This is a genomic window from Exiguobacterium sp. s102 (genome assembly GCF_018618635.1).
GTDB classification, from domain to species: Bacteria; Bacillota; Bacilli; order Exiguobacteriales; family Exiguobacteriaceae; genus Exiguobacterium_A; species Exiguobacterium_A oxidotolerans.
The window spans coordinates 393,978-419,438 of the sequence record NZ_JACSML010000001.1 but is presented as its reverse complement, the minus strand read 5'-3'; the positions used below and the strand labels follow the sequence as shown (position 1 = coordinate 419,438).

Genomic DNA, 25,461 nt, shown 5'->3' with positions numbered 1-25,461 from the left:
AGTAGTTGCATCATTTTCTTTTTGTGTTAACCTTTTATTTATATTTGTTAACACAAAAAAAGAAAAGAGGCACTCATCCATCATGAAAACAAAAGATCTTACATTTACTGCACTCGGTGCTGCAATCATCTCAGCCATTAGTTTACTACCACAACTTCAACTCGTCGGACCTGTACCGATCACACTCCAGATGCTCGCCATCATGACGGTCAGTGCCATTCTCGGTGCGAAGCGCGGCGGGCTTGCCGTCTTGATTTTTTTGCTGCTCGCTGCTGCCGGATTACCACTTCTCGGAGGCAAAGGTGGTCTTGCGCCGTTCGTCGGACCGACTGTAGGGTATTTAGTCGCCTTCCCGATTGCCGGCTTCTTCATCGGCTATGTCGCCGAACGAACGACTCGCTTCATCCCATTGTTTTTTGGAATGGTCGTTTTCGGACTCGGTCTCGTTTACTTACTCGGAACATTCGGTTTAATGCTCGTCTTACATTTATCATTCATGGATGCCCTCGTCATTAATGTCCCGTTCATCATCGGTGATACGCTAAAAGCGTTACTTGCCACGACGATCGCCGTTCGTTTATTACCACTCCGTATTTTTAGAACAGCCTAAACAAAAAGAACGCTGACGAGCATTCGTCAGCGTTCTTTTTGTTATATCACTTACGCATGTTCAAGTACGAAGTATTTCTTTTTCCCACGACGGATGATCGTGAAGTCACCAATCGCATCTTGCTTCGTGATCTCTTTCGTCAACTCTTGTTCACGGTCTCCATTGATGTAGATTGCGCCATTCGTCACGTCTTCTCGCGCTTGACGCTTCGACGGACTGATTTTCGCTTCGACGAGTACGTCGACGAGATTCGTTGCTTCACCAAGCGTAAAGCGTGGCATCCCTTTAAAGGCATCTGCGATATCAGCCGCCTGCAATGTTTTGATGTCACCACTGAAGAGTGCTTTCGTAATTCGCTCCGCTTGTTCAAGCGCTTCGCTGCCATGGACAAGTTTCGTCATCTCTTCTGCCAGACGGCGCTGGGCAATCCGTTTTTCAGGTGCCGTTTCCACTTCCGTTTGCAATCCTTCCAGTTCTTCGTGTGTCAAGAACGTAAAGTATTTCAGGAATTTGACGACATCAAGGTCATCGACGTTGAACCAAAACTGGTAAAACTCGTACGGTGTCGTTTTTTCGGCATCGAGCCACACTGCCCCGCCTGCTGTTTTCCCGAATTTTTGCCCGTCTGATTTCGTGACGAGTGGTACAGTGATGCCGAATGCTTTCTCTTCATGACCAACGCGTCGGATCAGTTCCATCCCTGCTGTAATGTTTCCCCACTGATCACTTCCGCCGACCTGGAGTCGGCACCCTTCGTTTTCATAGAGCTTTAAGAAATCAAATGATTGCAATAGCATGTACGAAAACTCTGTGAAAGAAATCCCGTTCTGAAGGCGTGAATCAACAGAGTCTTTCGCTAGCATGTAGCTGATCGGGAAGTGTTTTCCGATATCGCGTAAGAAATCGATGATCGTTAAATCTTTTGTCCAATCCAGGTTGTTCGCAATCGTCACAGGGTTTTCGCCATCCAGCGGTAAAAAGCGTGATAATTGCCCTTTGATGCGGTTCGCAAATTCTTCGACGATATCCGACGTGTTCAGTGATCGTTCTGTCGACCGCCCACTTGGATCTCCAATCATCCCGGTTGCGCCACCGACGAGACCGACCACGTGGTGCCCCGCTTCTTGGAAACGGCGTAGAACGAGAATTGGTAACAGGTGTCCGATATGCAATGAATCTGCTGTCGGGTCGAATCCCGTGTACAGTGTTGTCGGACTTGCCAGGAGTTCTTTAATACCTTCTTCATCTGTCATTTGGCTGATTAGGCCGCGAAACTCTAAATCCTCAAGTAACGTCATCTGTTTTCCCCCTAAAAAAATTGTATAAAAAAACCGCCCCTCCGACTGAACGAAGGGACGGAATATTCCGTGGTACCACCCTAATTGCATGCAACACATGCCACTTAGATCGTCGATAACGGGACGGTCCGCCTGATTTCTCAAGAAGCTCCTGGAGACGTAATTCATGAACACGCTATGTCCTAGTTCGCAGCACCACTAGGTCTCTGATACAGGGAGCGTTCCATTACTAATTCCAATCACAGCTGATTTTTTCGTATATTTTTCATAAGATGTTTTCATGATACGTCGAAGTAGAATCGACTGTCAAGAGACATTGTCACGTTTCAGTTGTGGTATAATACGTCTATCTGTGATTTAATGTTAATTTACACCCAAGTTTAAGATGTAAAGGAGATCATTTATGCGCGAGAACTGGTCCAAGTTTTGGAATCATCCCCGAACGAAAGCCGTTCGGCACTGGTCGAATATCACATATGACGTATCTTGGAATATCATTTTATTCCTCATCATTGCTGTCCTACTGATTGGGAGTTTTTCTGTCGGTGCAGCAGGCGGCTATTTCGCTTCGCTCGTCAAAGATACAAAAGCACCAGAATTAACGGAAATGAAGCAACAAGTTAATAGTTATGCCATTACGAGTGAAATTTACTGGGGCAGTGGCGAAAAGTTGACGAACATTTCAACAGATGAAGAACGTCAACCGGTCAACATCAAAGAAATTTCACCTTACCTGCTAGACGCTGTTCTTTCGACGGAAGATGTCGATTTTTATGAACATGATGGCGTCGTACCGAAAGCAACACTCCGGGCAGTCTTACAGGAGTTAACGAACTCGTCTTCTCGGACGGGTGGCAGTACGTTGACACAACAATTGATTAAAAACCAAATTTTAACGAATGAAGTTTCATTCGAACGGAAAGCAAAAGAAATCATCTTAGCACTTCGTCTCGAAAATGCGATGACGAAGGATGAAATTCTACAAGCCTATTTAAACGTTGTCTCATTCGGTCGAAACTCTCTCGGACGAAATATTGCCGGAATCGAAGCCGCCTCTCGTGGTGTCTTCAATAAATCCGCGAAAAAACTGACATTACCACAAGCAGCCTTCTTAGCAGGGATTCCGAAAAACCCGTATTATTACACACCCTACCTTCAAGGTGGTGTCGTCAAAGAAGATTTGACAGCAAGTACGAACCGGATGAAAACTGTTCTAAAACGGATGTATGTCGCAAAAAACATTACGAAAAAGCAATATGAAAAAGCCGTCAAATACGATATCACAAAAGACTTCGCCAAAACGTCAACACGTTCGCGTGATACGTACCCGTACGTTTACGATCTTGCTGAAAAAGAAGCCTTGAAAATCATGACGAGCTATTTCATGAAAAAGGATGGCGTCAAAGAAGATGAAGTAAAACCATCCGAACTCGCAGAAGTCAAAGCGAACTATCAGGAACAGGCTTTAGTTGCCATGCGTCAAGGCGGATACAAGATTCACTTGACACTTGATAAGAAAATTCACGAGGCGATGCAGGCACCAGCTAAAAATGCTGCCAACTTCCCTGCTTCTCCACAATACACGCAAGTCGTTGATCCAAAAACGAAAAAGACGGTCTCGAAAAAAGATCCAGAAGAAACGGCTGCTGTCATGATTCAAAATGAGACAGGTCGTATCTTAGGCTTCGTCGGTGGACGTTACACGGATGGAACGGCGGATGATTTCAACCGCGCGTTCCAGGCAAAACGTCAAATCGGTTCGACAGCCAAACCAATTCTTGTTTATTCGAACGGTATCGAAAACGGCTTGATTACACCGGCTTCGACCGTTAATGATGAAAAGTATTATTATCAAACGGTTCCACGTCAACCAGGTGACAACCCAATCAACAATGAAGGCGGGCGTTACCGAGGTAATGTGACGGTCCGTGAGGCATTGGAACTTTCACTCAACGTTCCAGCCGTGAAGATTTACGAAAAAATGAATATGTCGAACTCGATTCAAAAACTAGTCGACATGGGTATTAAAGTTCCTGACAGCATCCGGTACGCACCATCTGCTGCTCTTGGAACGATGGAAATCACACCGGTTGAGCTTGCTGGTGCTTATGCGATGCTCGCGAACTACGGTGAATACGTCGAACCGTATATCATCTCGAAGATTACGAAAGACGGGAAAAGCATCTATAAAGCTAAATCGAAAAAAGAAAAAATCTACGAAGAGCGTACGGCTTATTTAACGCTTGATATGATGCGTGGTGTCTTTGATAACGGGACAGCTCGTTATGCGAACTCGTTATTAAAAGTACCTGGCGATTGGGCCGGTAAGACCGGAACGACGAACGAAATTAAGGACTCTTACCTCGTTGCTTCAACACCAGGGGTTACACTGGCGGTTTGGACGGGGCATGATCAAAACAACTCATTGATGGGTGCAACGACATATTACCAACGTACCCAGAACCTGTGGGCACAGATGGCAAATGCAACGTATGCTGCGAACAACAGTTACTTCAAGTCAGGTGCACGCTTCAATCAACCGGCTTCAGTAGACGCAGATGACTTCAAGAACTCAGGTTCATTCAAAGAAGAAGATAAAAAGAAAAAAGAAGCGGAAGCGAAGAAAAAAGCCGCTGAAGAAAAGAAAAAAGAGGCCGAGGCAAAAGAAAAAGAAGCAGACGCGAAGAAGAAAGACGACGCTGAAGCGCAAGCAAAAGCTGACGCTGAAAAGAAAGCTGCTGAAGATAAAGCAGCCGATGCGGACGCGAAAAAAGCGGCCGATGCCAAAGCGAAAGCTGATGCAGAGGCTAAGAAAAAAGCGGCTGACGACAAGGCGAAAGCCGATGCGGAGGCTAAGAAGAAAGAAGCAGAGGCGAAGGCTGATGCTGAAAAGAAAGCAAAAGAAGACGACAAAAAAACTGAATGAAGCCATTCAAAAAAAAACGGAGTTCACGTAACAGTGAACTTCGTTTTTTTGTTCATATTAAAAAACTACCAACGAAGCATCGTTGGTAGTTCAAGAACAGTCAATCCTATATGTCACTTACTCTGACATCATTCTTCCATCGTCGAGAGGTCACCCGCTTCAAGATTTAGTTCCCACGCCTTCAAGACACGGCGCATGATTTTACCACTCCGGGTTTTCGGTAGCTTGTCTCGGAAGTCAATCTCACGTGGCGCCGCATGTGCTGCCAGTCCTTCTTTGACGAACGCCTGAATTTCTTGTTTCAATTCTTCAGTCGGTTCATAGCCGTCTCGTAACGAAATGAAGGCTTTGATGATTTCACCACGTACTGGATCCGGTTTCCCGATGACACCGGCTTCTGCAACTGCCGGGTGCTCGACAAGACGACTTTCAACTTCGAACGGTCCCACCCGTTCTCCTGCCGTCATGATGACATCATCGACGCGTCCTTGGAACCAGAAGTATCCTTCATCATCCATATATGCAGAATCTCCTGAAACGTACCATCCTTTGAAGAAGTATGATTCATACTTTTGTGGATTATTCCAGATTTGCCGCATCATGGATGGCCACGGTGTTTTCAAAGCTAAATTGCCCATTCTAAACGGAGGTAACTCATTCCCTTGATCATCGATGATTGCAGCTTTTGTCCCAGGAATCGGTTTCCCCATCGACCCTGGTTTGATGTCCATCGATTTGTAGTTGCAAATCATCATTGCCCCTGTTTCCGTCATCCACCACGTATCATGGATGCGTTGGTCGAATGCTTCTTTTCCCCAACGAACGACTTCTGGGTTGAGCGGTTCTCCGACGGATAACACGTGCCGTAAGCTCGACAAGTCATGTGTTTGTGCGACGTCTGCGCCGGCCCCCATCAGCATCCGGAATGCGGTCGGTGCACTATACCAAACCGTTACCTTGTATTTTTCAATGACACTGTACCAAAACTCTGGATTGAACCGACCACCGACGATGACATTCGTCGCACCATTTAAGAACGGGGCAAAAATCCCATAACTCGTCCCCGTCACCCAGCCTGGATCTGCTGTACACCAATAGATATCATCTTCCTGAAGGTCAAGAACCCAACGTCCGGTCATCATGTGTTGAATCATAGCATTTTGAGCGTGTAAGACCCCTTTTGGTTTTCCCGTCGACCCAGACGTATAATGTAAGATGAGACCGTCTTCCCGGTCGAGCCAAACCGGTTCGAACACATCTGACGCGGACTCGAACGCTGCCCGGAAGTCCAGTAGCCGATCTGTCGTCTCGATGTCTTCATCGACTAAAAAGACGGATTCGAGTGTCGATAACTCTTCAAGCGGAACACGTGGTAATAATGCTTTCGTCGTAATCAACATCTTTGCTTCAGAATCAAGCAAGCGGTCGCGTACAGCTTGTTCCATGAAGGCTTCAAACAACGGACCGACGATTGCTCCGACTTTCAAGGCACCGAGCAACGCAAAATAAAGTTCTGGCGAACGTGGCATGAAGATAAAAATTCGGTCTCCTGCTTTGATTCCAGCATCCGTCAAAACGTTTGCCGCTTTGTTCGTCAAACGTTTCATGTCAGCATACGTAAAAGTTTGCTCCGTCGTTCCATCAAAGTAAATCAGAGCTTTTTTATTCGCTCGTTCACCTTCAGCATGACGGTCAATTGCTTCATGGGCCATATTGACTTTCCCCGTCGTTGCCCATGAAAAATATTGTTCCGCTTCTTGCCAATCGTATGACGCCGATTCATTATAGTCGGATAACCAATGCTTACCCGGAAGCGCTTTCAAAACTTTCATCTCTCGTTCCTCCCCTTCTCTATACTCCTCTCCATTATAAGCTAGTTATGGTGTAGTTCAATCGATTGCCGTTAATTTGTTAAAAAATCCCTCTCTTTCCGCAACTCGCTTCGGCTATAATAAAGAGAAAGGTGGTGACGCTTACATGTTTGAAAAACAATTCAATCATCGTACTCATGAAACATCGCTCGGTCCAGTTGAAATCGAAGGACCTGTCGCGAGTAAACAACTCGCCACTTACCTCCTCGATGATGGTTTAACTGCCTTCAGGCAACCGAAAGAGCAGCATCAAGCGCTCCTTGAAATCGCAGATTTAGATGAAGGACGGATCATTATCGCCAGGCAAAACCAAGAAATCATCGGCTATGTCACATTCCTTTACCCTGATCCTTATGAGACATGGAGCGAAGGAAATAATCCATATATTTTAGAGCTAGGTGCGATTGAAGTGTCTGCTCGTTTTCGCGGTCAACAGATTGGTAAAAAGCTTCTCGAAGTATCGATGCTCGATCCGGCCATGGAAAACTACTTAATCTTGACGACCGAGTATTACTGGCATTGGGATTTAAAAGGCAGTGGACTATCTGTTTGGGACTATCGAAAAATCATGGAAAAGATGATGAACCACGGGGGCCTCGTCTTTTTCCCGACCGATGATCCAGAGATTGCATCGCATCCGGCTAATTGTTTAATGGCACGTATCGGGAAACATGTCGCACCAGAAGTCGTCGCTCATTTCGATGCTTTACGGCTCCGCCGTCGCTTCATGTACGATTAAAGGAGGAATAGCATGTTAATCGAACAAATCATGAAGACGAATTGTATTACGATTCAACCAACAAATTCTATTGCGCATGCCGCAGAATTGATGCAACGTCATGAGATTCGCCATATTCCCGTGACAAACGCCCGTCATGAACTTGTCGGTCTCATCGGTCTAAAAGAGCTCCAAAGTGCAAGCAGTGTCTTTCATCCAGATACCCTTCACGTTGATCAACAAAATTCCGTTTCCAGTATTATGCAACAAACTCCTATCACGGCACACCCGCTTGATTTCATTGAAGACGCCGCGATTGTATTTTATGAACATCGCTTATCTTGCTTACCGATTGTTCGGGGACGGCGTCTCGTCGGCTTAATGACAGAAACCGATTTGCTTCGGACATTCGTTCAATTAACAGGAGCGCTCGAGCCGAGCTCACAAATCGAAGTGCGTGTTGAAAATACAGCGGGTACATTAGCAAAGATTGCGAATCTACTCGCCAAAACGAATATCAATATCTTAAATGTCCTCGTGTATCCTACGCCTGATCCGTATGTCCGCATCGTCGCTTTTCGTGTCCAGACGATGAATCCGATTCGAATCATCGAAAAGTTACGGAAGGAAGGATTCGATGTACTCGGTCCCGACGTCAGCCGATGAAAGAGTTTGCTTATATTTACAGTGAGGAAGAAACGAATTATCGTTTTTCCGATACACATCCTTTCAACCCAATTCGACTGGACTTGACCGTCTCTCTCTTAGAGACGATGGGGGCACTCAAGGACGTCGACTGTATCGCACCACGTCGCGCAACGGATGAGGAGTTACGACTCGTACATGATGCCGATTATATTCAAGCCGTCAAGCTGGCGGGTCAAGGTGAACTGACGCCAATGAAGGCACAGATGTATGGGCTAGCAACAGAAGATACACCCGTCTTCCCTGACATGCATGAAGGTGCCGCACTACTCGTCGGTGGAACAATTGAGGCTTGCGAACTCGTCTTGTCCGGACGATATAAACGGACATTTCATATCGCGGGTGGTCTGCACCATGGTTTTCGTGGTCGTGCTTCAGGATTTTGTATCTACAACGATACAGCAGTCGCCATGGCGGCGATGATTGAAAAATATGCGTGTCGTATTCTTTATGTCGATACCGATGCGCACCATGGCGATGGTGTCCAGTGGGCTTTTTATAATCGTTCCGATGCCATGACGCTGTCACTGCATGAAACAGGACGTTATCTCTTCCCGGGGACAGGTATGGTGACAGAGCGCGGATCTGAAGAGGGTTATGGCTTCAGTTGGAACATTCCATTTGATGCTTTTACGGAAGACGCTTCGTTTTTACTCGCCTATCGGACTGCCTTGTTCGAAGCCTGTGAGTTGTTCCAACCTGACTTGATCATTACGCAAAATGGTGCCGATGCCCACGCGCTTGATCCATTGACTCACTTGTCGCTCACGATGAAAAGTTATGAACAAATTCCGCAAATCGCCGTCGAAGCAGCAAACCGTTATACGAAAGGCCGGATTGTCGCTTTAGGCGGAGGAGGATACGATTGGTACCGTGTCGTTCCCCGCGCCTGGAGTCAAGTCTTCGCAGCTTTGACAAATCGTGCACCATTTAGTGGGGACCTCCCGAAAGACTGGATTGAGCGATGGACAAAACAGAGCACGACGGTTCCGACTACGTGGGCAGATCAATTGCCAGTGTATCCTTCGATTCCCCGTCGACCTGAAATCGAGGAAAAAAACTGGGAAACCGTTAAACGACTCCTATGGCCATTTATCGATGACGCGAAAAAAGACCGTTTATCAGAAGCTTCACCCTACTCGAGTGATTAAAAATTGTCCTGTACTTTTCACATATACTTCGTTCGGATTTCACAAGTTATTGGTATACTAAATAAGGTTTCAATACTTTACATAGTAAATGAATAATTGGGGGACTGAACATGAAGAAAATGATGGGGATGAGTGTTGCCGTACTTGCAACTGGTCTATTTCTTGCAGGATGCAACAATAGCGAAGAAAAAGCGATGGACCACGACGCGATGCAAGGTAGTGGGAAACCGGCAGTCGACGTCAAAGTAGAGGTTCCAGCAAAAACGATGGCTGATGAAAAGGTCATATTTAAAGCAACTGCTGTCGAAGATAAAAAAGCAGTCAATGTAGAAGATGTGACGTTCGAGATTTGGAAAGCAGATGAAAAAGATACTGCTCATAAAAAAATTAAAGCTTCTTTGAAAAAAACGGGTTCTTACCAAGCAGAAGCAACACTAGCTGAAGGCGAATACGAAGGACTCTATCATATCAATGATAAAAAGGGTCTACATCACATGGATAAAATTTCTTTTACTGTGATGGATCATTCGCATGAAGAAGCTTCACATACTGATGCTGAGCACGATCATGCTTCGAGCGAAAACCTTGCAGTCCACTATATGGGGGCAACGAAAGTCACGGCAGGTGCGACGCTCCCCGTTTCGTTTCATATTTTTGAAAAGGGTGAAGTCTTAAAAGCAGATGTCCAAGTCGAAGTCATCGAAGAAGGTGTCGAAAAACATACGTACATTCCACTAACGTTGAAAGACGATATGTACGTCGGTCAAGTCAAATTAGCACAAGCCGGTCAAACGACGGTCCGGCTTCATGTTGAAAATGATCAGTTGCATCACCATCAAGATCAACTTATTACCGTGACACCTTAAATAATTTAGAACAAAACAAAAATCGTCTTTTTTCCTAGACTCGACTAGGAAAGAGGACGATTTTTGTTTGAACATCATGAACGTGTAGAGTCCCGGTGCTCAATCCGGTGCGGTAACGTTACATCATTTGTTTCAATTTCTTCTTGATTCAAGATTTTAGTCAACAGACGCATCGAAACTGCTCCGATATCATACATCGGTTGCACGACAGTCGTCAGCTTCGGACGAATCATCGTCGCGAGACGTGTATTATCGTGTCCGATGACTTCGAAGTCTTCAGGAACACGGTGACCTGCGTCCTGTAAGGCATGAATGACACCGAGAGCCATTTCATCCGTCCCAGCGAAGATTGCACGTGGGCACTCCTCACCGAGTTCAAGCAGTTGGTTCATTGCCTTCATTCCTGAATCATACGTGTAGTTTCCTAAAACGACATTTTGTTCGTCAAACGGAAGATTGGCTTCTTCCAGGGCATTACGGTACCCGGCAAATTTCTTCTCACCGTTAATCTGTTGCTCGAGTGGACCCGTGATGAACCCGATCCGTTTATGTCCATGATCGATCAATGATTTGACGGCGTCATATGCCGCACTCTCGTAATCGATGTTGACAGCAGGAAGATCATAGTCTTGATTGAGCGTCGCTGCTAATACGATCGGCACAGGGGATGTTTTGAATTCGCGGACTAAATCTTCATGAAGGCGTCCACCCATGAAAATGATGCCATCGACTTGTTTTCCGAGCAACGTATTCAAGAGATGGATTTCTTTTTCACGATTTTGATCGGAATTACATAAAATGATGTTGTATTTGTACATCGTCGCGACATCTTCAATCCCACGCGCTAAATCGGCAAAGAAAATATTTGAGATATCCGGTACGATGACTCCGACCGTTGTCGTTTTTTTACTTGCGAGTCCACGTGCGACGGCATTTGGGCGATACCCGAGTTGATCGATTGCATCCTGGACTTTCTTGCGCGTGGATGGCTTGACGTTCGGATTTCCGTTAACTACCCGGGAGACAGTCGCCATCGAAACAGCGGCTTCGCGTGCTACATCATAAATTGTAATATTACTGTTCAAAGCAAATTCCTCCTTATTTAAACAATCATTTCGTTTTCATTCTCATTTTCATTTTTAGACAACACGAAAGGAAGACAGGAAAAGATATCTTTCTTTTCCCATTCTTCCTTCATTGTAAAACGTTTTCATTCGCTATAGGTTACCCTTTTTACAAAATCATTGAACGTTTAGTGCCGGAAAAGTTGACGTTAAGTTTTCGACGAACGCATCGAATTCTTTAAAATCAAGTTGTTGGTTCGCATCAGACAGTGCCAATGCAGGGAATGGATGCACTTCGACCATGACGGCATCCGCCCCAACAGCATATGCAGCTTTCGCCGTCGGTAAAAGAATATCTTTTCGTCCTGTCGAGTGTGTGACATCGACCATGACAGGAAGATGCGTTTCTTGCTTCAGGATAGGAACGGCAGAAATATCAAGTGTATTCCGTGTCGCGCGTTCGTAAGTACGAATACCGCGCTCGCATAGGATGACTTGATCGTTCCCGCTCGCCATGATGTATTCAGCTGCGTACATGAATTCTTCGAGTGTTGCTGAAAGACCACGTTTTAAAAGAACGGGTTTGTTCGTACGCCCGACTTCCTTTAACAAATCGAAGTTTTGCATGTTACGTGCACCGACTTGAATGATATCAACATATGGTAAAGCAGATTCAACGGCACTCGGTGTCATAATTTCGGTAATGACATGTAAGTTATGCGCATCTGCTGCTTTTTTTAACATCTTCAATCCTTCTAAACCGAGCCCTTGGAAATCGTAAGGCGATGTCCGTGGTTTGTATGCCCCGCCACGCATGAAGCGAACACCATGCTTTGCAAGCTGTGCGGCTACTTCAAAAACTTGTTCCTCACTTTCAACGGCACAAGGTCCAGCAATCAGTTGTTGGGATCCGTCACCGATGACATCATCTCCAACACGGATAATCGTATTCGTTGGTTTTTGTTTACGTGACACGAGCAATTTACGTGTCCGGTCTTCCCCTTGTAGTTCAAGTGACGCTTTAAAAATCTCTTTGAACATATGCTGAAGGCGCCCATTTTCAAAAGGACCATGATTATTTTCGGCTATCGACTCAAGCATCTGACGTTCACGTACCGGGTCGTAACGGTCAAGCCCTTGCGCACGTTTTACTTTACCGATTTCGACGGCGATTTCGCCCCGCTTGTTGATTAATTCTAGTAAATCAGCGTTTACTAAATCAAGTTCATCGCGTAAACGCTTTAGTTCTGCTTGTTGATCCATCTGTCTACCACTCCCTAATCAGCATATAGCTCGTAATAGCAACTAATTATAGCCGACTTCATGCCGATTGTACATGATAGAACTACTCGAACCCATTCTTTTTTTGATGTGCTCTTATCAAATCAAATTATACAAAAAAATAAAACGTATTAGCTACTAAAAGCAGCTAATACGTTCAGTAAATTACTTCTTCGGCTTTTTCTCGTTTGCCATGTCTGCTTGCGGATCGTTTTCCTCAGCCTCATCTTCTTGATCTTCTTCTAAACCTTCACGCAGTTCTGAAAGATCAGCGACAGTCTCTGTATCGAGTTGTTCCGCAACAGCTGCACCGTTCATTTCCTCACCGATTTCACGTTCGATGTCTCGTACGAGTTGTTCTGCTTCTGCGAGTGCTGCGTCAATGCTTGCCTGATCTTTTTCAAAACCAGCGTATTGTGCCGCTTCTTGAACAGTTGAATTTTTTTTCGCTTTTTCGATGACCGGTGCTGCTTTATCTTTTGCCAGTTGAATCCATTCGCCGACGAGCGGCTCCGCTTTTTCACGGACCACTTGCGTCTGTTCATTCAAGCGTTGACGTGCAGGAGCTGTACGCTCATCGAGCATGCCACGCATCTCGCTTCCTGACTTCGGACTTGAAAGTAACGCAGCGGCTGCACCAATCAATCCTCCAACGATGATACCTGCTAAGAAGCCGCCACCTTTTGAAGTATTTTGGTCCTGGGCTTGGTATGGGTGTTGTTTTGTCATGATTTACGATCTCCCTTCAATTCATCTGGAATACTTTCAACATCCGGCACTGACACGACTTCCGGTGTCACCGGTGTATCTGCCTGTTTACGGAAACGGCGGCGTTGTTTTTTCTCCACCGTTGTCGTAGCCGTACTAGAAGATGAAACAGGTTGACCTGATTCCGGTTTATTCTTTTTAAAGAGTTCAACAGCGACTGAACCCCAACGAACCGCTTGAGCAATCTGTTCTTTGTTCGTATCTGCTGCCCCTGCTACTGTATCAGAAACAGTTCGAACAGAATCCGTCACTTTGTTTAGCGATGTGCCTAACTCTTCAATCGAATTCGCAACCGGCGCAAGGAGCTCTGTTTTTTCTTCGATTGTATCGACAAGACGATTCGTTTTATGTAGCAACGCCGTCGTCTCCATCATAATTCCGTCCAGCTGGCGTTCAAGCCCTGCTGTCGTGTCTGCGACATTATTTAGTGTCTTGCTTGCTGCACCAAGTACGCGCGCAAGGAAGATAACGAGCACTACGAATGCGATCGCAGCGACTAGTCCGGCGATACCGCCTAATGTGATTTCCATGATTCATGCCTCCAATTTCTTTTGCTAGTGTCTTGTTGGTAGTTCGACGTATCTCGAGTCGTTCCTGCTACTCCAATTGGTTTATTTCCGTTACAATGATAGATGAAACCTACATACGCAAATTAGAGGGGGAACTATTCATGCGCGATCCACGTCTTACACAACTTGCAACGAACTTAATTAATTATTCTGTTGCACTCGCTCCTGGTGAAAAAGTTTTAATTGAAAATTTCGGAATTGAGCGCGAATTAGTCGAAGCACTCGTTGATGCTGCCTATGAAGCAGGCGGACTTCCATTCGTCCTGTTGAAAGATAATCGTATTCTACGAAAATTATACCGAAATGCATCAGAAGAGCAACTTCAATTGATGGCTGACATCGAGCAAAAGCAGATGCAAGCGATGGACGCTTATATCGGCTTACGTGCCGGGGATAACATCAATGAATTATCTGACGTGCCATCGGACAAAATGAAGTTATACGGACAAACATTAGGGAAAATGCATACCCAAGATCGTGTTAAAGGAACGAAATGGGTCGTCCTCCGTTTCCCGACAGCTTCGATGGCTCAACTTGCCAACCAATCGACAGAAGCGTTTGAAGACTTCTACTTTGATGTCTGTACGCTGGATTACGAGAAAATGGGCAAGGCGATGGAACCACTCGTCGAGCTGATGAACAAGACCGATCGTGTCCGCCTCGTCGGGGACGGGACAGATTTAACGTTCTCGATTAAAGATATCGCCGCAATCAAGTGTGCCGGTAATGCCAACATTCCGGACGGTGAAGTCTTTACGGCCCCTGTCAAAGATTCCGTCAACGGCGTCATTTCCTATAATACACCGTCACCTTATCAAGGATTTACGTTCGAAAACGTAAAATTGACGTTCGAAAACGGAAAAATTGTTGAAGCAACGGCGAACGATACGGAGCGCATCAATCAAGTGTTTGATACAGATGCCGGCGCCCGTTTCGTCGGTGAGTTTGCGATTGGTGTCAATCCATTCATCCAACATCCGATGAAAGATATTTTATTTGACGAAAAAATTGATGGCAGTTTCCACTTTACGCCGGGTCAAGCTTACGCTGAAGCCTATAACGGAAACGATTCTTCGGTCCATTGGGACTTGGTCAACATTCAACGCCCGGATTATGGCGGCGGTGAAATTTGGTTTGACGATGTCTTGATTCGTAAAGATGGACGATTCGTCCTTCCTGAACTCGACGTCTTGAACCCGGAAAATCTAAAATAAGTAGAAAACGGATGGCCGAATCCTCTAAGGATGCAGTCATCCGTTTTTGTTCACTTATTTTTTTAGTGTCGCACGCAACATCCAAATTTGTTTTTCGATTTCTTTTGCTTGAGCCAGTAAATCATCTTCGACCGTCACGTCTTGCGCCTCTAAATGTTCAATCGCTTCAAGCATTTCTTTACGTACTTGTTGGAAGTCGCTGATGACGGATTCAACCATCTGATCGGCAGATAAGCCAGATTTTGCTTCTTCAAGCGTCGTCTGCTCCAAATATTCTTTCATTGTCGCTGAAGGATTTCCATTGTTCATCAACAGTCGTTCTGCGACAACATCATATTGCTCAGATACCCACGTGTACAATTCCTCTAGTTTAACGTGTAACGTCAAAAATTCTGGTCCTTTAATGTACCAATGATAATTATGGAGTTTTACGAATAAAACACCATAGTTTGCAACTTGTTGGTTTAGTGCTGTTTTTGCGTGATTACTAATCATCTTCGATTACCCCTCTCACGAATTGTAATTTGTTCTATATCATCTTTATCCTTAAATAACATAGAGTAAACATCTTTTTGTGGAGAATCCCGTGATGTTCTTCAAAAGTTTTCATTACTTTTGACGTTTTAACCCCTTCAGCATGTATCCCCCTTTGAAGTCGACCGAATCGAAAGCAACGAGGAATGCTTTTGGCTCATATTCTTCGACTAAACCACGCAATACTTTCATCCGCGTCCGTGCAGCAAGTACATCGAGCCGGTACCGGACACCGTCTCGTCCTTGTCCTTGGTAATGGGTGACACCAAATCCGTTATCGCGGATGACTTGAATCAGTTCAGCCGGAAATTCTTGTGTATGGACTTGAATCATATTGTAGCCAATCGCAAGTTTTCTTTCGACGAAGCCACCAATTAAAATACCGAGCCCGAATCCGAGTGCGTAGACGACCATTCCGAGCGTCGTCAAGTCACGGAACACGACGCCTAAAGCAAAGATATAGATTAACGTTTCGACCGTCCCGAAGACACCAGCGATGACAGTCCGCCCTTTGACGAGCATGATTGTCCGGAGTGTCAGGACAGGCACGTAAATGAGCTGCAATAATAAAATCAAGAAAATTTGTCCCATGTGATTGATTCCTTCCTAAATTAACATACCCCCACTATTCCAAAATTCAATTCAAGATGCAATAAAAAAATGGTTCGGCGTACGTCATCTTTTCTTAACTTCACGAAACCGACAAAAAAGGCATGGATGCCTGAATGCACCCATGCCTTTTACTGATGAAACATTTTATTTTGTTCCTTCATACTGCTGTTGGTACGTTTGGATATCCCCCGCACCCATGAACAATAGAACAGCATTGTCATGTTTACTTAAAATCGAAACATTATCTCGCGTCAAGATGTCAGAATTCGGAATCTTCTCTTGGAGATCCTCAATCCGAACTTGCCCTTCTTGCTCTCGCGCCGATCCGAAAATCTCACAGAGATACGTAGCGTCCGCTTCCCGAAGCGATGTCGCAAAATCATCCATGAATGACTTTAGGCGTGTGTACGTATGCGGTTGGAAAATCGCGATGACTTCCCGGTCCGGATATTTCTTACGTGCCGATTCAATCGTCGCACTAATTTCTTTCGGATGGTGTGCATAATCATCGACTAAAATCTGTGATCCGAAATCTGATTCACTAAAGCGACGTTTGACTCCTCCGAATGAAGCGAGACGTTCCGCGACATCCTCTTTGTTCAACCCTTCATACTGACAGATTGCGATGACCGATAAAGCATTCAAGACATGATGTTGACCGAATCCCGGAATCAGGAACGTGCCATAAAAATCATCCCGTAAATAGACATCGAATGATGTGCCGTCTGGTGTTGATGCGACATTTTCAGCGCGGAAATCATTGTTCTGTCCAAAACCATAGTAGAGGACAGGCACATTCGCTTGAATGTTTTGAAGATGCTCGTCGTCCCCACAAGCAACGATCGCTTGCTTGACTTGCATCGCCATTTCTTGGAACGCCGAAACGACGTCATCAATGCCTGTAAAATAATCCGAGTGATCAAAATCGATGTTCGTCATGATTGCATAATCTGGCTTGTAGTATAAAAAGTGACGTTTGTATTCACATGCTTCAAACACAAATGCTTTTGCCTCTTCGACACCTGCACCTGTACCGTCACCAATCAGAAATGCGGTTGGCGTGATTCCGCTTAAGACATGTGACAACAGACCTGTCGTCGATGTTTTACCGTGTGACCCTGTGATTGCGACTGAACGATATTCGTCTGCTAGGTGACCTAAAAAATCGTAGTAATGATAAATTGTTAAACCAAGTTCATTTGCCCGCGCGATTTCTGGATGTTCATCACCAAACGCATTTCCTTGAATGATGATTTGATCTTCTTTGATGTTGTCGGCGTTGAACGGGAAAAACGGAATACCTTTCGCCCGTAAAGCGTCCTCAGTAAAGATGTGTTTTTCGATATCAGAACCTTGTACTTGATGGTTCATCTCATGTAATACTTGGGCAAGTGCACTCATTCCAGTCCCTTTAATCCCAACAAAATGATACTTTGTCATATAAAAGCCCTCCAATTCACGTTCCGGTTCGTACCATCGGGCTTGGGTACAAAACCTGTACCATTATAGCAAACCGACTTATTTTTTACCATGTAAATTATTTTGTTCACGTCGTGCACGATACATCGCCATTAAGTCTTTAGTTGTCATCACAACGTTGACAGGCGGTCCAACAGGTTTCTTGACTGCACTTGACTGTACTTGTGTTTTTTCTTCAGCGCGCTTTTCCGTGAAGACATGTTGTTCTTGCACGGTTTCCGTCTCAAGGACATGTTCGACGGTGTTTTCCGAAGAAATCTCATCTCCGTTTTCGACGGGAGGTTGTTCCGTGTCTTCACTTAAAGATGTCACTTCTAATGATTCATCTTGTTGTTTTAGTTCAGTAACCGGTTCTTCTTCAACTGGCTCTTGTTCCGTTAGAGCTGAATCAAAAGATTCTACAGCAAATGCTTCAGTTGATGACTCGATTGATGGGTCAGGGTTGAGTAGTTCAGAATCCGTCACTGGAACAAGACCTGCGTCTACTTCGGTTAAGTCCGTCTGTTCCATCGTCTCGATCCCTGACGCTTCAATTGTTTCATCTGTCATGTTCTCAAGCGCCTCATCGGTTTTTCCCTCTTCTGATTCACTTGAAACGTCCATTTCCGATTCAATCGAAGTTACATCTTCTTGGATCGACCGTTGCTTTTTAGGCCGTTGGAATCCGTAAATAGGCGATGGAACATCCGTCAACACGAAGCGATCTTCTCGCTCTTCTTTTTTCGGTCGTTCGACTGGAGTCGTCTCTTTTTCGCCCGCTAATTCCCGTCGAATCCGTGCCGCTTGTTCCTTCAATGACTGTTCGTAACGATTGCTCATTCCTTCACCCCTCCATCTTGTTAAAAAATCGGCCGAATCAACGGCCGATTAAGAATGCCTCTCCAGTATGTGCTGAATCCTCTAATACAAGAATTCCTTTTTCTTGTGGTGCGTCTGGTAATGCGAGTTCACGGGCAGAACACAGCATCCCGCTTGACGGTATACCTCGAAGTGCAGAAGGTCGAATGATTAAACCGGATGGCATGACCGCCCCTGGTTTAGCAACGACAACTTTTTGTCCTTCTGCGACGTTCGGCGCGCCACAAACAATTTGAAGTGTGTCTCCGTCCACCTCGACTTGGCAAATCGATAGTTTATCCGCATCCGGATGTTTTTCACAAGAGCTAACGTATCCAACAACGAATTTTGGTGAGTAATCGATGTCATCGATTACAAGCGCTACGCCGTTGTCCGCTAAAACGCTTTGAATTTTTTTGACGAGTTCGGGTGTCAGTTCAACTGGTCCGACTGCATTCAATTCAAATTGCTGTGACGCTTCAAAAATATTGTATCCAATCACGCGCTCATGATGGAAAATCGTCGCGACAGCACCTGCACGTTCAGCCGTAACTTCCGCTCGTGGTGCATCTGATAAGATGACCATCAAGACGTCTCCGACACCTTCTTTATTATAAAACACATTCATTCAATCCATGACTCCCTTCAGACTTTCTCACAATGCTTATTGTATCAGATTATTCAAGGTTTCGGATGCTTGTTTTTCGCAAGGACGAAGACCGGTTCAAGATTTCCGTCTTCATATAGGAATGGGAGTGCCGTAACCGGTACACGTCCATTTGTGAAGAAGTCAAACATTAGCTGTTGCAAGACATCATAGCCCGCGTCATTTCGGATATCCGCAAAAATTAAGACGTCCTGATGAGGAATCCCAATCGAAAATTCACCTGTCACTTTGTCTGCATGATCTGCTAACAATTGTTTGTTGAGGACGCGGCTAGCCTCATAGCCATCTCCTGTACTCAAGAAATAAAAGACATTTCCTGCGACTTCATCGACCTTGAATGGTGCTTCGAGCGACTTCAAGTTGAAGCGTGCTGCTTCAGACAAGTGTTCAGTCGTCCACCCCGCCTGTTCAACTAAATCTTCATCAATTAGGCGATAGGTCGCTCCTAAGTCAAGAGCGTACATGATTTTTGTTTCACCCGTATGTGGCGTACTGATGATTCGCTTGCCATCTTTCGTTTCGTCAGCGAACGACTTCGCTCGAATGACTGGTAATACTTTTTGTTCATTTCCGACTAATGAGATAGGCTCCGTTTGTTCTAGAACCGCTTTGATGTACTCAATCGTCTCTTCAACAGCAATGACACCTCGCCGCTTTGCCTTTGCGACGAGCGGGTTTAATCCAAGGTCAACGCCCGTCCGGTCTTGTTTTCGTTCAATCCGAAGGACCGATTTTTCACGATCAAAGTACGTCGTATAACGTTCTTCTTCAAATGCTTCCGTCACCATACGGCGAATTTGTTGCAGTTCCATGGGTCATTTCCATCCTTTCTTAATGAAAAAAAGCGAGACAGCGCTCGCTTTCGTGTCAGACTGTTTCTAAAAATTCGGTCACTTGTTCAGGTGTTTTACGTTCTTTTCCGACGTAACGTCCTGTTTCTTCGTTTCCACGATAGGCAACGAAACTCGGAATGCCGAAGATGTCCATTTCCTGGGCAATTTCCATATGTTCATCACGGTCGACGTAATAAAATTCAAACTCACTGAATTTACTTTCGATTTCTGGCATGAACGGATCGAGAAAGCGGCAGTCCGGGCACCAGTTTGCTGAAAAGAGAAAAACAGCATTTCCTTGCTTCGCTGTTTCAAATAGTTGTTGAGAATCAAGTTTTTTCATGGTAGTTCCTCCTTTGATTACTTCTTAATTTCATTGGGTACATCATAGCATATTCGAATGTTTCTGTGCGTTTTCACGCTCTGTTTGCTATACTTCAACTAGAAAACGCCTTGAAAGGAAATCACTATGACGGACCAACCTATTAAACATCCATTCGAACGTTTCGTCGGCTTCGTCGGAATGACGAGTTGCCTTCGCTACGGTTACTCTTTTATCGATTCTGAACGAGGATTACCTGAGATTTTAACATTCTTAGTTATCGGGTTTGCGATTATCCTTGTCCTTGAAGCACTCGGGAAACGTGTCGCCCGAAAGTTACCAGTTGTCCGGATGCGTTACTTGACCCCCCTCTATTTAATTTATCTCTACGTATTTCTGACGAGTTTCTACTCGAGTTCGTTCGGTTTTTCTTTATAATGACAAAAGGGATTGACTTAAAAGCGTGAACGACTCTCAATTAATTAGAAATGGCCGACGATCCCGTGAAAAGTGGGATCATCGGCCTTTTGATTGATGGAGGACGGAAACGTCCGCCACAAGGATTATTTTTTTTGACTTATGAGTCAGCCCTTTTTTTAGATTCAATAGTCGATTTTTAAATCGCCGTCCTTAATACGTCCATACCGGTACAATACCCGATAAATTAGATAACTGATGATTGCCGGAGCGACGAAACATAGGATGCCGACAGCAAGATAATATTCTGTCGTGAAGCCCATTGTCTTCAGTACCATCAATGGACCAACTAATCCGCTCGTCCCCATTCCAGAACCCGCCGGATTACTCTCGAGACTGAACAAGACTGTCGCGAATGGTGCCAACAACGCACCGGCAAGCGTTGGGGGAATAATCGTCCACGGATTACGGATGATATTTCCGACTTGAAGCATCGATGTCCCGACCCCTTGTGCAATCAATCCACCAATCCCGTTATCACGATAACTGATGACACCAAATCCAATCATTTGGGCTGCACAACCGATCGTCGCTGCCCCTGCGGCTAATCCATCCAGTCCTAACATGATGCCTAAAGCAGCACTTGAAATGGGCGCTGTCAATGCGAGTCCCATGACCGTCGCAACAAAAATCCCCATCAGCAGTGGTTCGCGTTCCGTTCCCCAGCGAATGACTTCTCCGAGATCCGTCATCAACGTTCCAATCCAAGAACCGATATACTTCCCACTTAAAAAGCCGATCACTAACGTAAGTAAAGGTGTCACGATAATATCGAGACGCGTCGTTTTTGAAAACAGTTTTCCGGACTCCGTCGCAATCAACGCCGCGATATAGCTCCCGGCAGGTCCGCCTGCTTCATAACCGAACGCTCCGACAACGACTGCTGAAAATAAAATCAACGGCGGTGCCTCTAAAGCGAACGCGACAGCAACACCAATCGCTGGTCCGGTCAACGCAATCGCTTGATCCCCAATCGTGACGAGAATCGATGCATCGACTCCGCGTGTCACCAACCCGTCGCCAATCGTTTTTAGAATCAATCCCATAATCAACGAGCTAAATAAACCGAGCGCCATATAACTGAGCACTGTAATGAAATAAATCCGAGGGCTTAATGATATTCCTTTATCTTTTAACAAGTCGCCACGTCCTTTTCGTCAAATCAACGTTATTATAACAAATTTCCCACAAAAGAAAACACAAATGTTATTTCATCTGACAAGACATGTGTTTCGCGAAAAAGAAGGTGAATTTGTCCATAGAGACAAATCCACCTTCCGGATTGCTTACTTCACTTGTAGTGTCGCGAGCGTTGTCGCATCCAATTGCGTGACGAGTTTTTTCAACAACTCTTTCGCCGCATCGTAGTCATCCGTATGCATGATTGAAGCATGCGTATGGATATAACGAGCCGGTAAGCCGACGACCGTCGTCGGAATCCCATTGTTCGAACGATGAATGACACCGCCATCCGTCCCGCCCGCTCCAACATAATACTGATACGGAATCTGATTCGATTCTGCCGTATCAAGTACATAATCCGTCATTTCCTTCGATAGAATCATGACGCTATCCTTGATGCGTAACAAAGGACCTTGACCAAGTTGACCAAACTCCGTTTTATCGCCTGAAGCATCGTTCGCTGGTGAAGCGTCGACAACAAATGCGACATCCGGATCAATCATGTTCGTCGCCGTCTGTGCTCCGCGTAATCCTACTTCTTCTTGGACAGTTGCACCAGAGAATAAGACATTCGGATGATCGGCTGCCTTCGTCTCTTCAAGCAACTCAATCGCCATACCGACCCCGTACCGATTGTCCCAGGCTTTCGCCATGATTTTTTTCGGATTCGCCATCGGTGTGAACGGGAAGAATGGAACAGCCGGAATTCCTGGTCGAACGCCAAACGATTCCGCTTCTTCTTTTGAATCCGCCCCGATATCGATAAACATGTCTTTGATCGCCATTGGTTTATTCCGCACTTCCTCTGTTAAGAGATGTGGCGGTGTCGATGCGATGATTCCCGGAATGATTCCATGATCGCCGCAAATCGAAAAGCGTTGTGCAAGTAGAACTTGACTCCACCAACCACCTAGCGGCTGAATCCGAAGCATCCCGTTCTTCGTGATTTGTGTGACCATGAAGGCAACTTCGTCCATGTGACCTGCGACCATCACTTTCGGACCATCGGCCTGACCCGTCCGTTTACCGAAAATCGATCCGATACCATCTGTAACGATTTCATCCGTCACCGGTGTAATCCGCTCTCGGACGAACTGTCTGACTTCATGCTCAAACCCCGGAGCCCCGTTCAATTCCGTCAATGTTTTAAATAGATCTTTTGTCTTTTCATTCACTATGTATCGCCTCCTATTTTTCTATTATACAAAAAAATGCTTCAATCACTTAAGCTTTTGTTTCTATCTTGACGAATTATTTGGTACAGTAGGTATAGAAACCTGTAAGGAGGGGAAATTTTAATGAAAAAACGCTATTGGATTATCGGTTTGGCAGCAGCTGTCGTTGCAACTTTCGCAGTTAAGAAGGCTGTCGACAACAAACAACTATCTGCCGAGGAAGCTCTCGAAATCACGAAACGCACATTTTCAGCAAAAGGACGTGTCCAAGGTGCATGGATCTCTGCAACACCAGAGGCGTACGCATATGAGTCACGTGACTACCAAAGCTACAAAGGTGGCATCTCGGTCCTTGAAGGTGACGATGAAAAAACGTATCAATTCACAGTTGATGCAGAAACAGGCGCTTTACTCGAATACGCATAATATCGGGACCATACTTCGTCAGTCGAAGTATGGTCTTTTTTTAAGGAGCGAACTTTCATGAACCTACTCGGAACGATTCTTGTTTTACTTGTTGCCCTTGAACATTTCTATATTTTAGCTCTTGAAATGTTTTTCTTATCTTCAAAACCAGCGCTTCGTACGTTTGGACTGACGAAGGAAATCGCAGCAGATCCACGCATCAAAACATTGTTTGCCAATCAAGGATTATACAATGGTTTTCTTGCTGCCGGATTGATTCTCGGTCTTGTCCTTGATTCATCTGTCATTCAACTGTTTTTCTTAAGTTGTGTCATCATCGCCGCCCTGTACGGTGCAGCGACAGCAAATGTCTCGATTCTCTACAAACAAGGACTGCCTGCCATTTTGGCATTTCTCGTCGTATTATTTTTTTAGTTCAAAAAAAACCCACCTCTTCGGAATCTTACTTCCTCTTAGGCGGGTGTTTCGTTTTGTCCGACAACGATTAACGTGGGTTATCGTTACGTTCGTAGATCGGGTTCATGTATTCACTTGTCGAATAAAGACGTGGTACGACGACATAAAGTACAATTGCTGGTACGGCAATCAACAAGATCATCAATAACATCGGTAACCAGTAGACTACTTTCTGCTGTAAGTTGTTCGAGTTTTTGTCGATGTATTCTTTGACGCCATCTACTTTCGCAGCATCTGCGTTCGTCAACATCTCTTTACTCTCCGTGTTATAGAAGTGGATTTCACGTTTGATTGTGATAAAGATGCCATCACGGACTGTCTCGATGACAGCGATTCCGCCGATGATTTCTTCACCTTTTTCACCAGTGAATGTTTTCGGGTCCTCGATTTCTACAGAACCTTTTTTATAATCGTAATGCGAACTCTTTAATTCCTCGTCGAGAGCCTTTTCCATTGCTGACGTATCAATCGCAGCGAATACCGATTGACCGATACTCAGCGCGAGAAAGAGTGCTGTTACGAAGGCTAAGCTTTTTTGCCACATCCCCAAATTCCCCCTTTACCTGTAAGTACAAGTTCTTCAGTCAACAACATTGTACCAATTAATAAGAAAAAAGTGTGAAAGAAATACCAGGAAAATAAGAAAACTTTTTGTCTAAATCATTTTCCGTACGTTGCTTCCATCCGATAAATCGGTTGACCAAGTGCTGAAAAACGTTCTTCGTACTCCGTTCTGACGTTATTTTCCGGCTCATTAACGTGTAAATCAAGCGACATCCAGTCGAATGTCATACCGTAAGCTGACATCGTCATCAGGCTCGATTCAAATAGTTTACGGTTATCCGTCTTAAAGTGAATCTGACCTTGCTCCGGCAAAATGTCTTCGTACGTCGCGAGGAACGTCTTATATGTGAGACGTCGTTTCGCATGACGCGACTTCGGCCAAGGATCAGAGAAGTTTAAGTAGACACGAGTGACTTCTCCCTTTTCAAAGAAGTCACGTAAGTCTTTTGCATCGACCGTCAAGACACGGACGTTAGGTAGTGGCTCTTCGACCAATTTTTGAACGATTGCAACCGCAACACTTTCAAATAATTCAATCGCGATGAAGTTGATATCCGGGTGTTGCTTTGCCATGCCCGTGATGAATGCCCCTTTTCCGGAACCTACCTCAATGTATAGTGGATGTTCATTTTTAAATTCTTCTGACCAGTTTCCTTTTAAGGTCGCCGGGTCCGCGATATAGATCGATGCCTGTTCTTTCATATAATCCAGCGCCCAAGGCTTGTGGCGTAAACGCATATTGTTCATCCTTTCAATTCTTAAATTATCCGCAGATAAGTTTATCATGATTTGGGTAATTATATAAGATGTTATTCGTTTAGCAGAGTCGAATGTTCAGCAGATCGTCACTTGAGAA

The 25,461-nt window shown here is 45.1% G+C and carries 27 protein-coding genes and 1 other annotated feature; of the genes, 10 read left to right on the top strand and 17 right to left on the bottom strand.

Annotated features, from left to right (window positions below):
* Positions 1-82: 82 nt before the first annotated feature.
* Positions 83-610 (top strand): biotin transporter BioY, encoded by a 528-nt coding sequence (locus KNQ02_RS02010; RefSeq protein WP_088837624.1) that lies wholly within the window; start codon positions 83-85, stop codon positions 608-610.
* Between the two features lie 50 nt (positions 611-660).
* On the opposite strand, the gene tyrS is transcribed toward KNQ02_RS02010, so the two are convergent.
* Entirely contained in the window at positions 661-1,908 is a 1,248-nt protein-coding gene (tyrS, locus tag KNQ02_RS02005; RefSeq protein ID WP_214766580.1) for a tyrosine--tRNA ligase, read from the bottom strand.
* Positions 1,909-1,958: 50 nt separating this feature from the next.
* Positions 1,959-2,160 (bottom strand) — a binding site (T-box leader).
* A 151-nt stretch (positions 2,161-2,311) separates the two neighbouring features.
* Here tyrS and KNQ02_RS02000 point away from each other — a divergent pair.
* Entirely contained in the window at positions 2,312-4,834 is a 2,523-nt protein-coding gene (locus KNQ02_RS02000; protein ID WP_214766582.1) for a transglycosylase domain-containing protein, read from the top strand.
* Between the two features lie 128 nt (positions 4,835-4,962).
* On the opposite strand, the gene acsA is transcribed toward KNQ02_RS02000, so the two are convergent.
* Complete coding sequence (gene acsA, locus KNQ02_RS01995) at positions 4,963-6,666, bottom strand: acetate--CoA ligase (RefSeq protein WP_214807228.1); 1,704 nt, start codon at positions 6,664-6,666, stop codon at positions 4,963-4,965.
* A 145-nt stretch (positions 6,667-6,811) separates the two neighbouring features.
* Here acsA and KNQ02_RS01990 point away from each other — a divergent pair, with 145 nt between their 5' ends.
* The 4 genes from KNQ02_RS01990 (at position 6,812) to KNQ02_RS01975 (ending at position 10,145) form a co-directional block, all read left to right on the top strand.
* Positions 6,812-7,444, top strand: a complete 633-nt coding sequence (locus tag KNQ02_RS01990; RefSeq protein ID WP_214766586.1) for a GNAT family N-acetyltransferase — start codon at positions 6,812-6,814, stop codon at positions 7,442-7,444.
* Positions 7,445-7,456: 12 nt separating this feature from the next.
* Positions 7,457-8,089, top strand: a complete 633-nt coding sequence (locus KNQ02_RS01985; RefSeq protein ID WP_214768754.1) for an acetoin utilization AcuB family protein — start codon at positions 7,457-7,459, stop codon at positions 8,087-8,089.
* Positions 8,086-9,279, top strand: a complete 1,194-nt coding sequence (locus tag KNQ02_RS01980; protein ID WP_088837630.1) for an acetoin utilization protein AcuC — start codon at positions 8,086-8,088, stop codon at positions 9,277-9,279. The genes KNQ02_RS01985 and KNQ02_RS01980 overlap by 4 nt, the downstream gene beginning before the upstream one ends.
* Before the next feature lie 110 nt (positions 9,280-9,389).
* A complete protein-coding gene (locus KNQ02_RS01975; RefSeq protein WP_214768756.1) occupies positions 9,390-10,145 on the top strand; it encodes a FixH family protein in 756 nt (251 codons plus the stop codon).
* Between the two features lie 74 nt (positions 10,146-10,219).
* Here KNQ02_RS01975 and ccpA read toward each other — a convergent pair whose 3' ends face one another.
* The 4 genes from ccpA to KNQ02_RS01955 all read right to left on the bottom strand — a co-directional run bounded on the left by ccpA (position 10,220) and on the right by KNQ02_RS01955 (position 13,788).
* Positions 10,220-11,230: a catabolite control protein A gene (gene ccpA / locus KNQ02_RS01970; RefSeq protein ID WP_088837632.1), complete on the bottom strand. Its 1,011-nt coding sequence runs from the start codon at positions 11,228-11,230 to the stop codon at positions 10,220-10,222.
* A 156-nt stretch (positions 11,231-11,386) separates the two neighbouring features.
* Positions 11,387-12,472 (bottom strand): bifunctional 3-deoxy-7-phosphoheptulonate synthase/chorismate mutase, encoded by a 1,086-nt coding sequence (locus tag KNQ02_RS01965; protein WP_088837633.1) that lies wholly within the window; start codon positions 12,470-12,472, stop codon positions 11,387-11,389.
* A 183-nt stretch (positions 12,473-12,655) separates the two neighbouring features.
* On the bottom strand, positions 12,656-13,219 hold the full coding sequence (locus tag KNQ02_RS01960) for a YtxH domain-containing protein (RefSeq protein ID WP_214768758.1): 564 nt from the start codon (positions 13,217-13,219) through the stop codon (positions 12,656-12,658).
* A complete protein-coding gene (locus KNQ02_RS01955) occupies positions 13,216-13,788 on the bottom strand; it encodes a DUF948 domain-containing protein (RefSeq protein WP_029331178.1) in 573 nt (190 codons plus the stop codon). The genes KNQ02_RS01960 and KNQ02_RS01955 overlap by 4 nt, the downstream gene beginning before the upstream one ends.
* 140 nt (positions 13,789-13,928) lie before the next feature.
* Here KNQ02_RS01955 and KNQ02_RS01950 point away from each other — a divergent pair, with 140 nt between their 5' ends.
* Positions 13,929-15,041, top strand: coding sequence for an aminopeptidase (locus KNQ02_RS01950; RefSeq protein WP_088837635.1), 1,113 nt, complete (start codon positions 13,929-13,931; stop codon positions 15,039-15,041).
* A 54-nt stretch (positions 15,042-15,095) separates the two neighbouring features.
* On the opposite strand, the gene KNQ02_RS01945 is transcribed toward KNQ02_RS01950, so the two are convergent.
* From KNQ02_RS01945 to KNQ02_RS01915, 7 genes are all read right to left on the bottom strand, one after another.
* Entirely contained in the window at positions 15,096-15,536 is a 441-nt protein-coding gene (locus KNQ02_RS01945; protein ID WP_029331180.1) for a Dps family protein, read from the bottom strand.
* A gap of 114 nt (positions 15,537-15,650) precedes the next feature.
* Positions 15,651-16,166 (bottom strand): DUF5698 domain-containing protein, encoded by a 516-nt coding sequence (locus KNQ02_RS01940; protein ID WP_088837636.1) that lies wholly within the window; start codon positions 16,164-16,166, stop codon positions 15,651-15,653.
* 165 nt (positions 16,167-16,331) lie between these two features.
* Positions 16,332-17,627 carry a UDP-N-acetylmuramate--L-alanine ligase gene (murC, locus tag KNQ02_RS01935; protein WP_214766592.1) on the bottom strand — a complete coding sequence of 432 codons (1,296 nt, stop codon included), beginning with the start codon at positions 17,625-17,627 and terminating at the stop codon, positions 16,332-16,334.
* 78 nt (positions 17,628-17,705) lie between these two features.
* Positions 17,706-18,485: a hypothetical protein gene (locus KNQ02_RS01930; RefSeq protein WP_088837638.1), complete on the bottom strand. Its 780-nt coding sequence runs from the start codon at positions 18,483-18,485 to the stop codon at positions 17,706-17,708.
* 37 nt (positions 18,486-18,522) lie between these two features.
* Positions 18,523-19,131: a YtpR family tRNA-binding protein gene (gene ytpR, locus KNQ02_RS01925; protein ID WP_214766594.1), complete on the bottom strand. Its 609-nt coding sequence runs from the start codon at positions 19,129-19,131 to the stop codon at positions 18,523-18,525.
* Between the two features lie 53 nt (positions 19,132-19,184).
* Entirely contained in the window at positions 19,185-19,982 is a 798-nt protein-coding gene (locus KNQ02_RS01920; RefSeq protein ID WP_214807227.1) for a DUF1444 domain-containing protein, read from the bottom strand.
* A 55-nt stretch (positions 19,983-20,037) separates the two neighbouring features.
* Complete coding sequence (locus KNQ02_RS01915; RefSeq protein WP_029331186.1) at positions 20,038-20,346, bottom strand: thioredoxin family protein; 309 nt, start codon at positions 20,344-20,346, stop codon at positions 20,038-20,040.
* A 126-nt stretch (positions 20,347-20,472) separates the two neighbouring features.
* Here KNQ02_RS01915 and KNQ02_RS01910 point away from each other — a divergent pair, with 126 nt between their 5' ends.
* Positions 20,473-20,763: a hypothetical protein gene (locus KNQ02_RS01910; RefSeq protein WP_214768760.1), complete on the top strand. Its 291-nt coding sequence runs from the start codon at positions 20,473-20,475 to the stop codon at positions 20,761-20,763.
* A 164-nt stretch (positions 20,764-20,927) separates the two neighbouring features.
* Here KNQ02_RS01910 and KNQ02_RS01905 read toward each other — a convergent pair whose 3' ends face one another.
* Together KNQ02_RS01905 and KNQ02_RS01900 are read right to left on the bottom strand one after the other, a co-directional pair.
* A complete protein-coding gene (locus tag KNQ02_RS01905; protein WP_214768762.1) occupies positions 20,928-21,941 on the bottom strand; it encodes a PTS sugar transporter subunit IIC in 1,014 nt (337 codons plus the stop codon).
* Positions 21,942-22,088: 147 nt separating this feature from the next.
* Positions 22,089-23,159 carry a M42 family metallopeptidase gene (locus tag KNQ02_RS01900; protein ID WP_088837642.1) on the bottom strand — a complete coding sequence of 357 codons (1,071 nt, stop codon included), beginning with the start codon at positions 23,157-23,159 and terminating at the stop codon, positions 22,089-22,091.
* 123 nt (positions 23,160-23,282) lie between these two features.
* Here KNQ02_RS01900 and KNQ02_RS01895 point away from each other — a divergent pair, with 123 nt between their 5' ends.
* Complete coding sequence (locus tag KNQ02_RS01895; RefSeq protein ID WP_029331190.1) at positions 23,283-23,585, top strand: PepSY domain-containing protein; 303 nt, start codon at positions 23,283-23,285, stop codon at positions 23,583-23,585.
* A gap of 57 nt (positions 23,586-23,642) precedes the next feature.
* Positions 23,643-23,999, top strand: coding sequence for a DUF1304 domain-containing protein (locus KNQ02_RS01890; protein ID WP_214768764.1), 357 nt, complete (start codon positions 23,643-23,645; stop codon positions 23,997-23,999).
* A gap of 70 nt (positions 24,000-24,069) precedes the next feature.
* On the opposite strand, the gene KNQ02_RS01885 is transcribed toward KNQ02_RS01890, so the two are convergent.
* Positions 24,070-24,585: a hypothetical protein gene (locus KNQ02_RS01885; RefSeq protein ID WP_029331192.1), complete on the bottom strand. Its 516-nt coding sequence runs from the start codon at positions 24,583-24,585 to the stop codon at positions 24,070-24,072.
* Positions 24,586-24,701: 116 nt separating this feature from the next.
* Complete coding sequence (gene trmB / locus KNQ02_RS01880; RefSeq protein WP_214807225.1) at positions 24,702-25,343, bottom strand: tRNA (guanosine(46)-N7)-methyltransferase TrmB; 642 nt, start codon at positions 25,341-25,343, stop codon at positions 24,702-24,704.
* Positions 25,344-25,461: the final 118 nt, after the last annotated feature.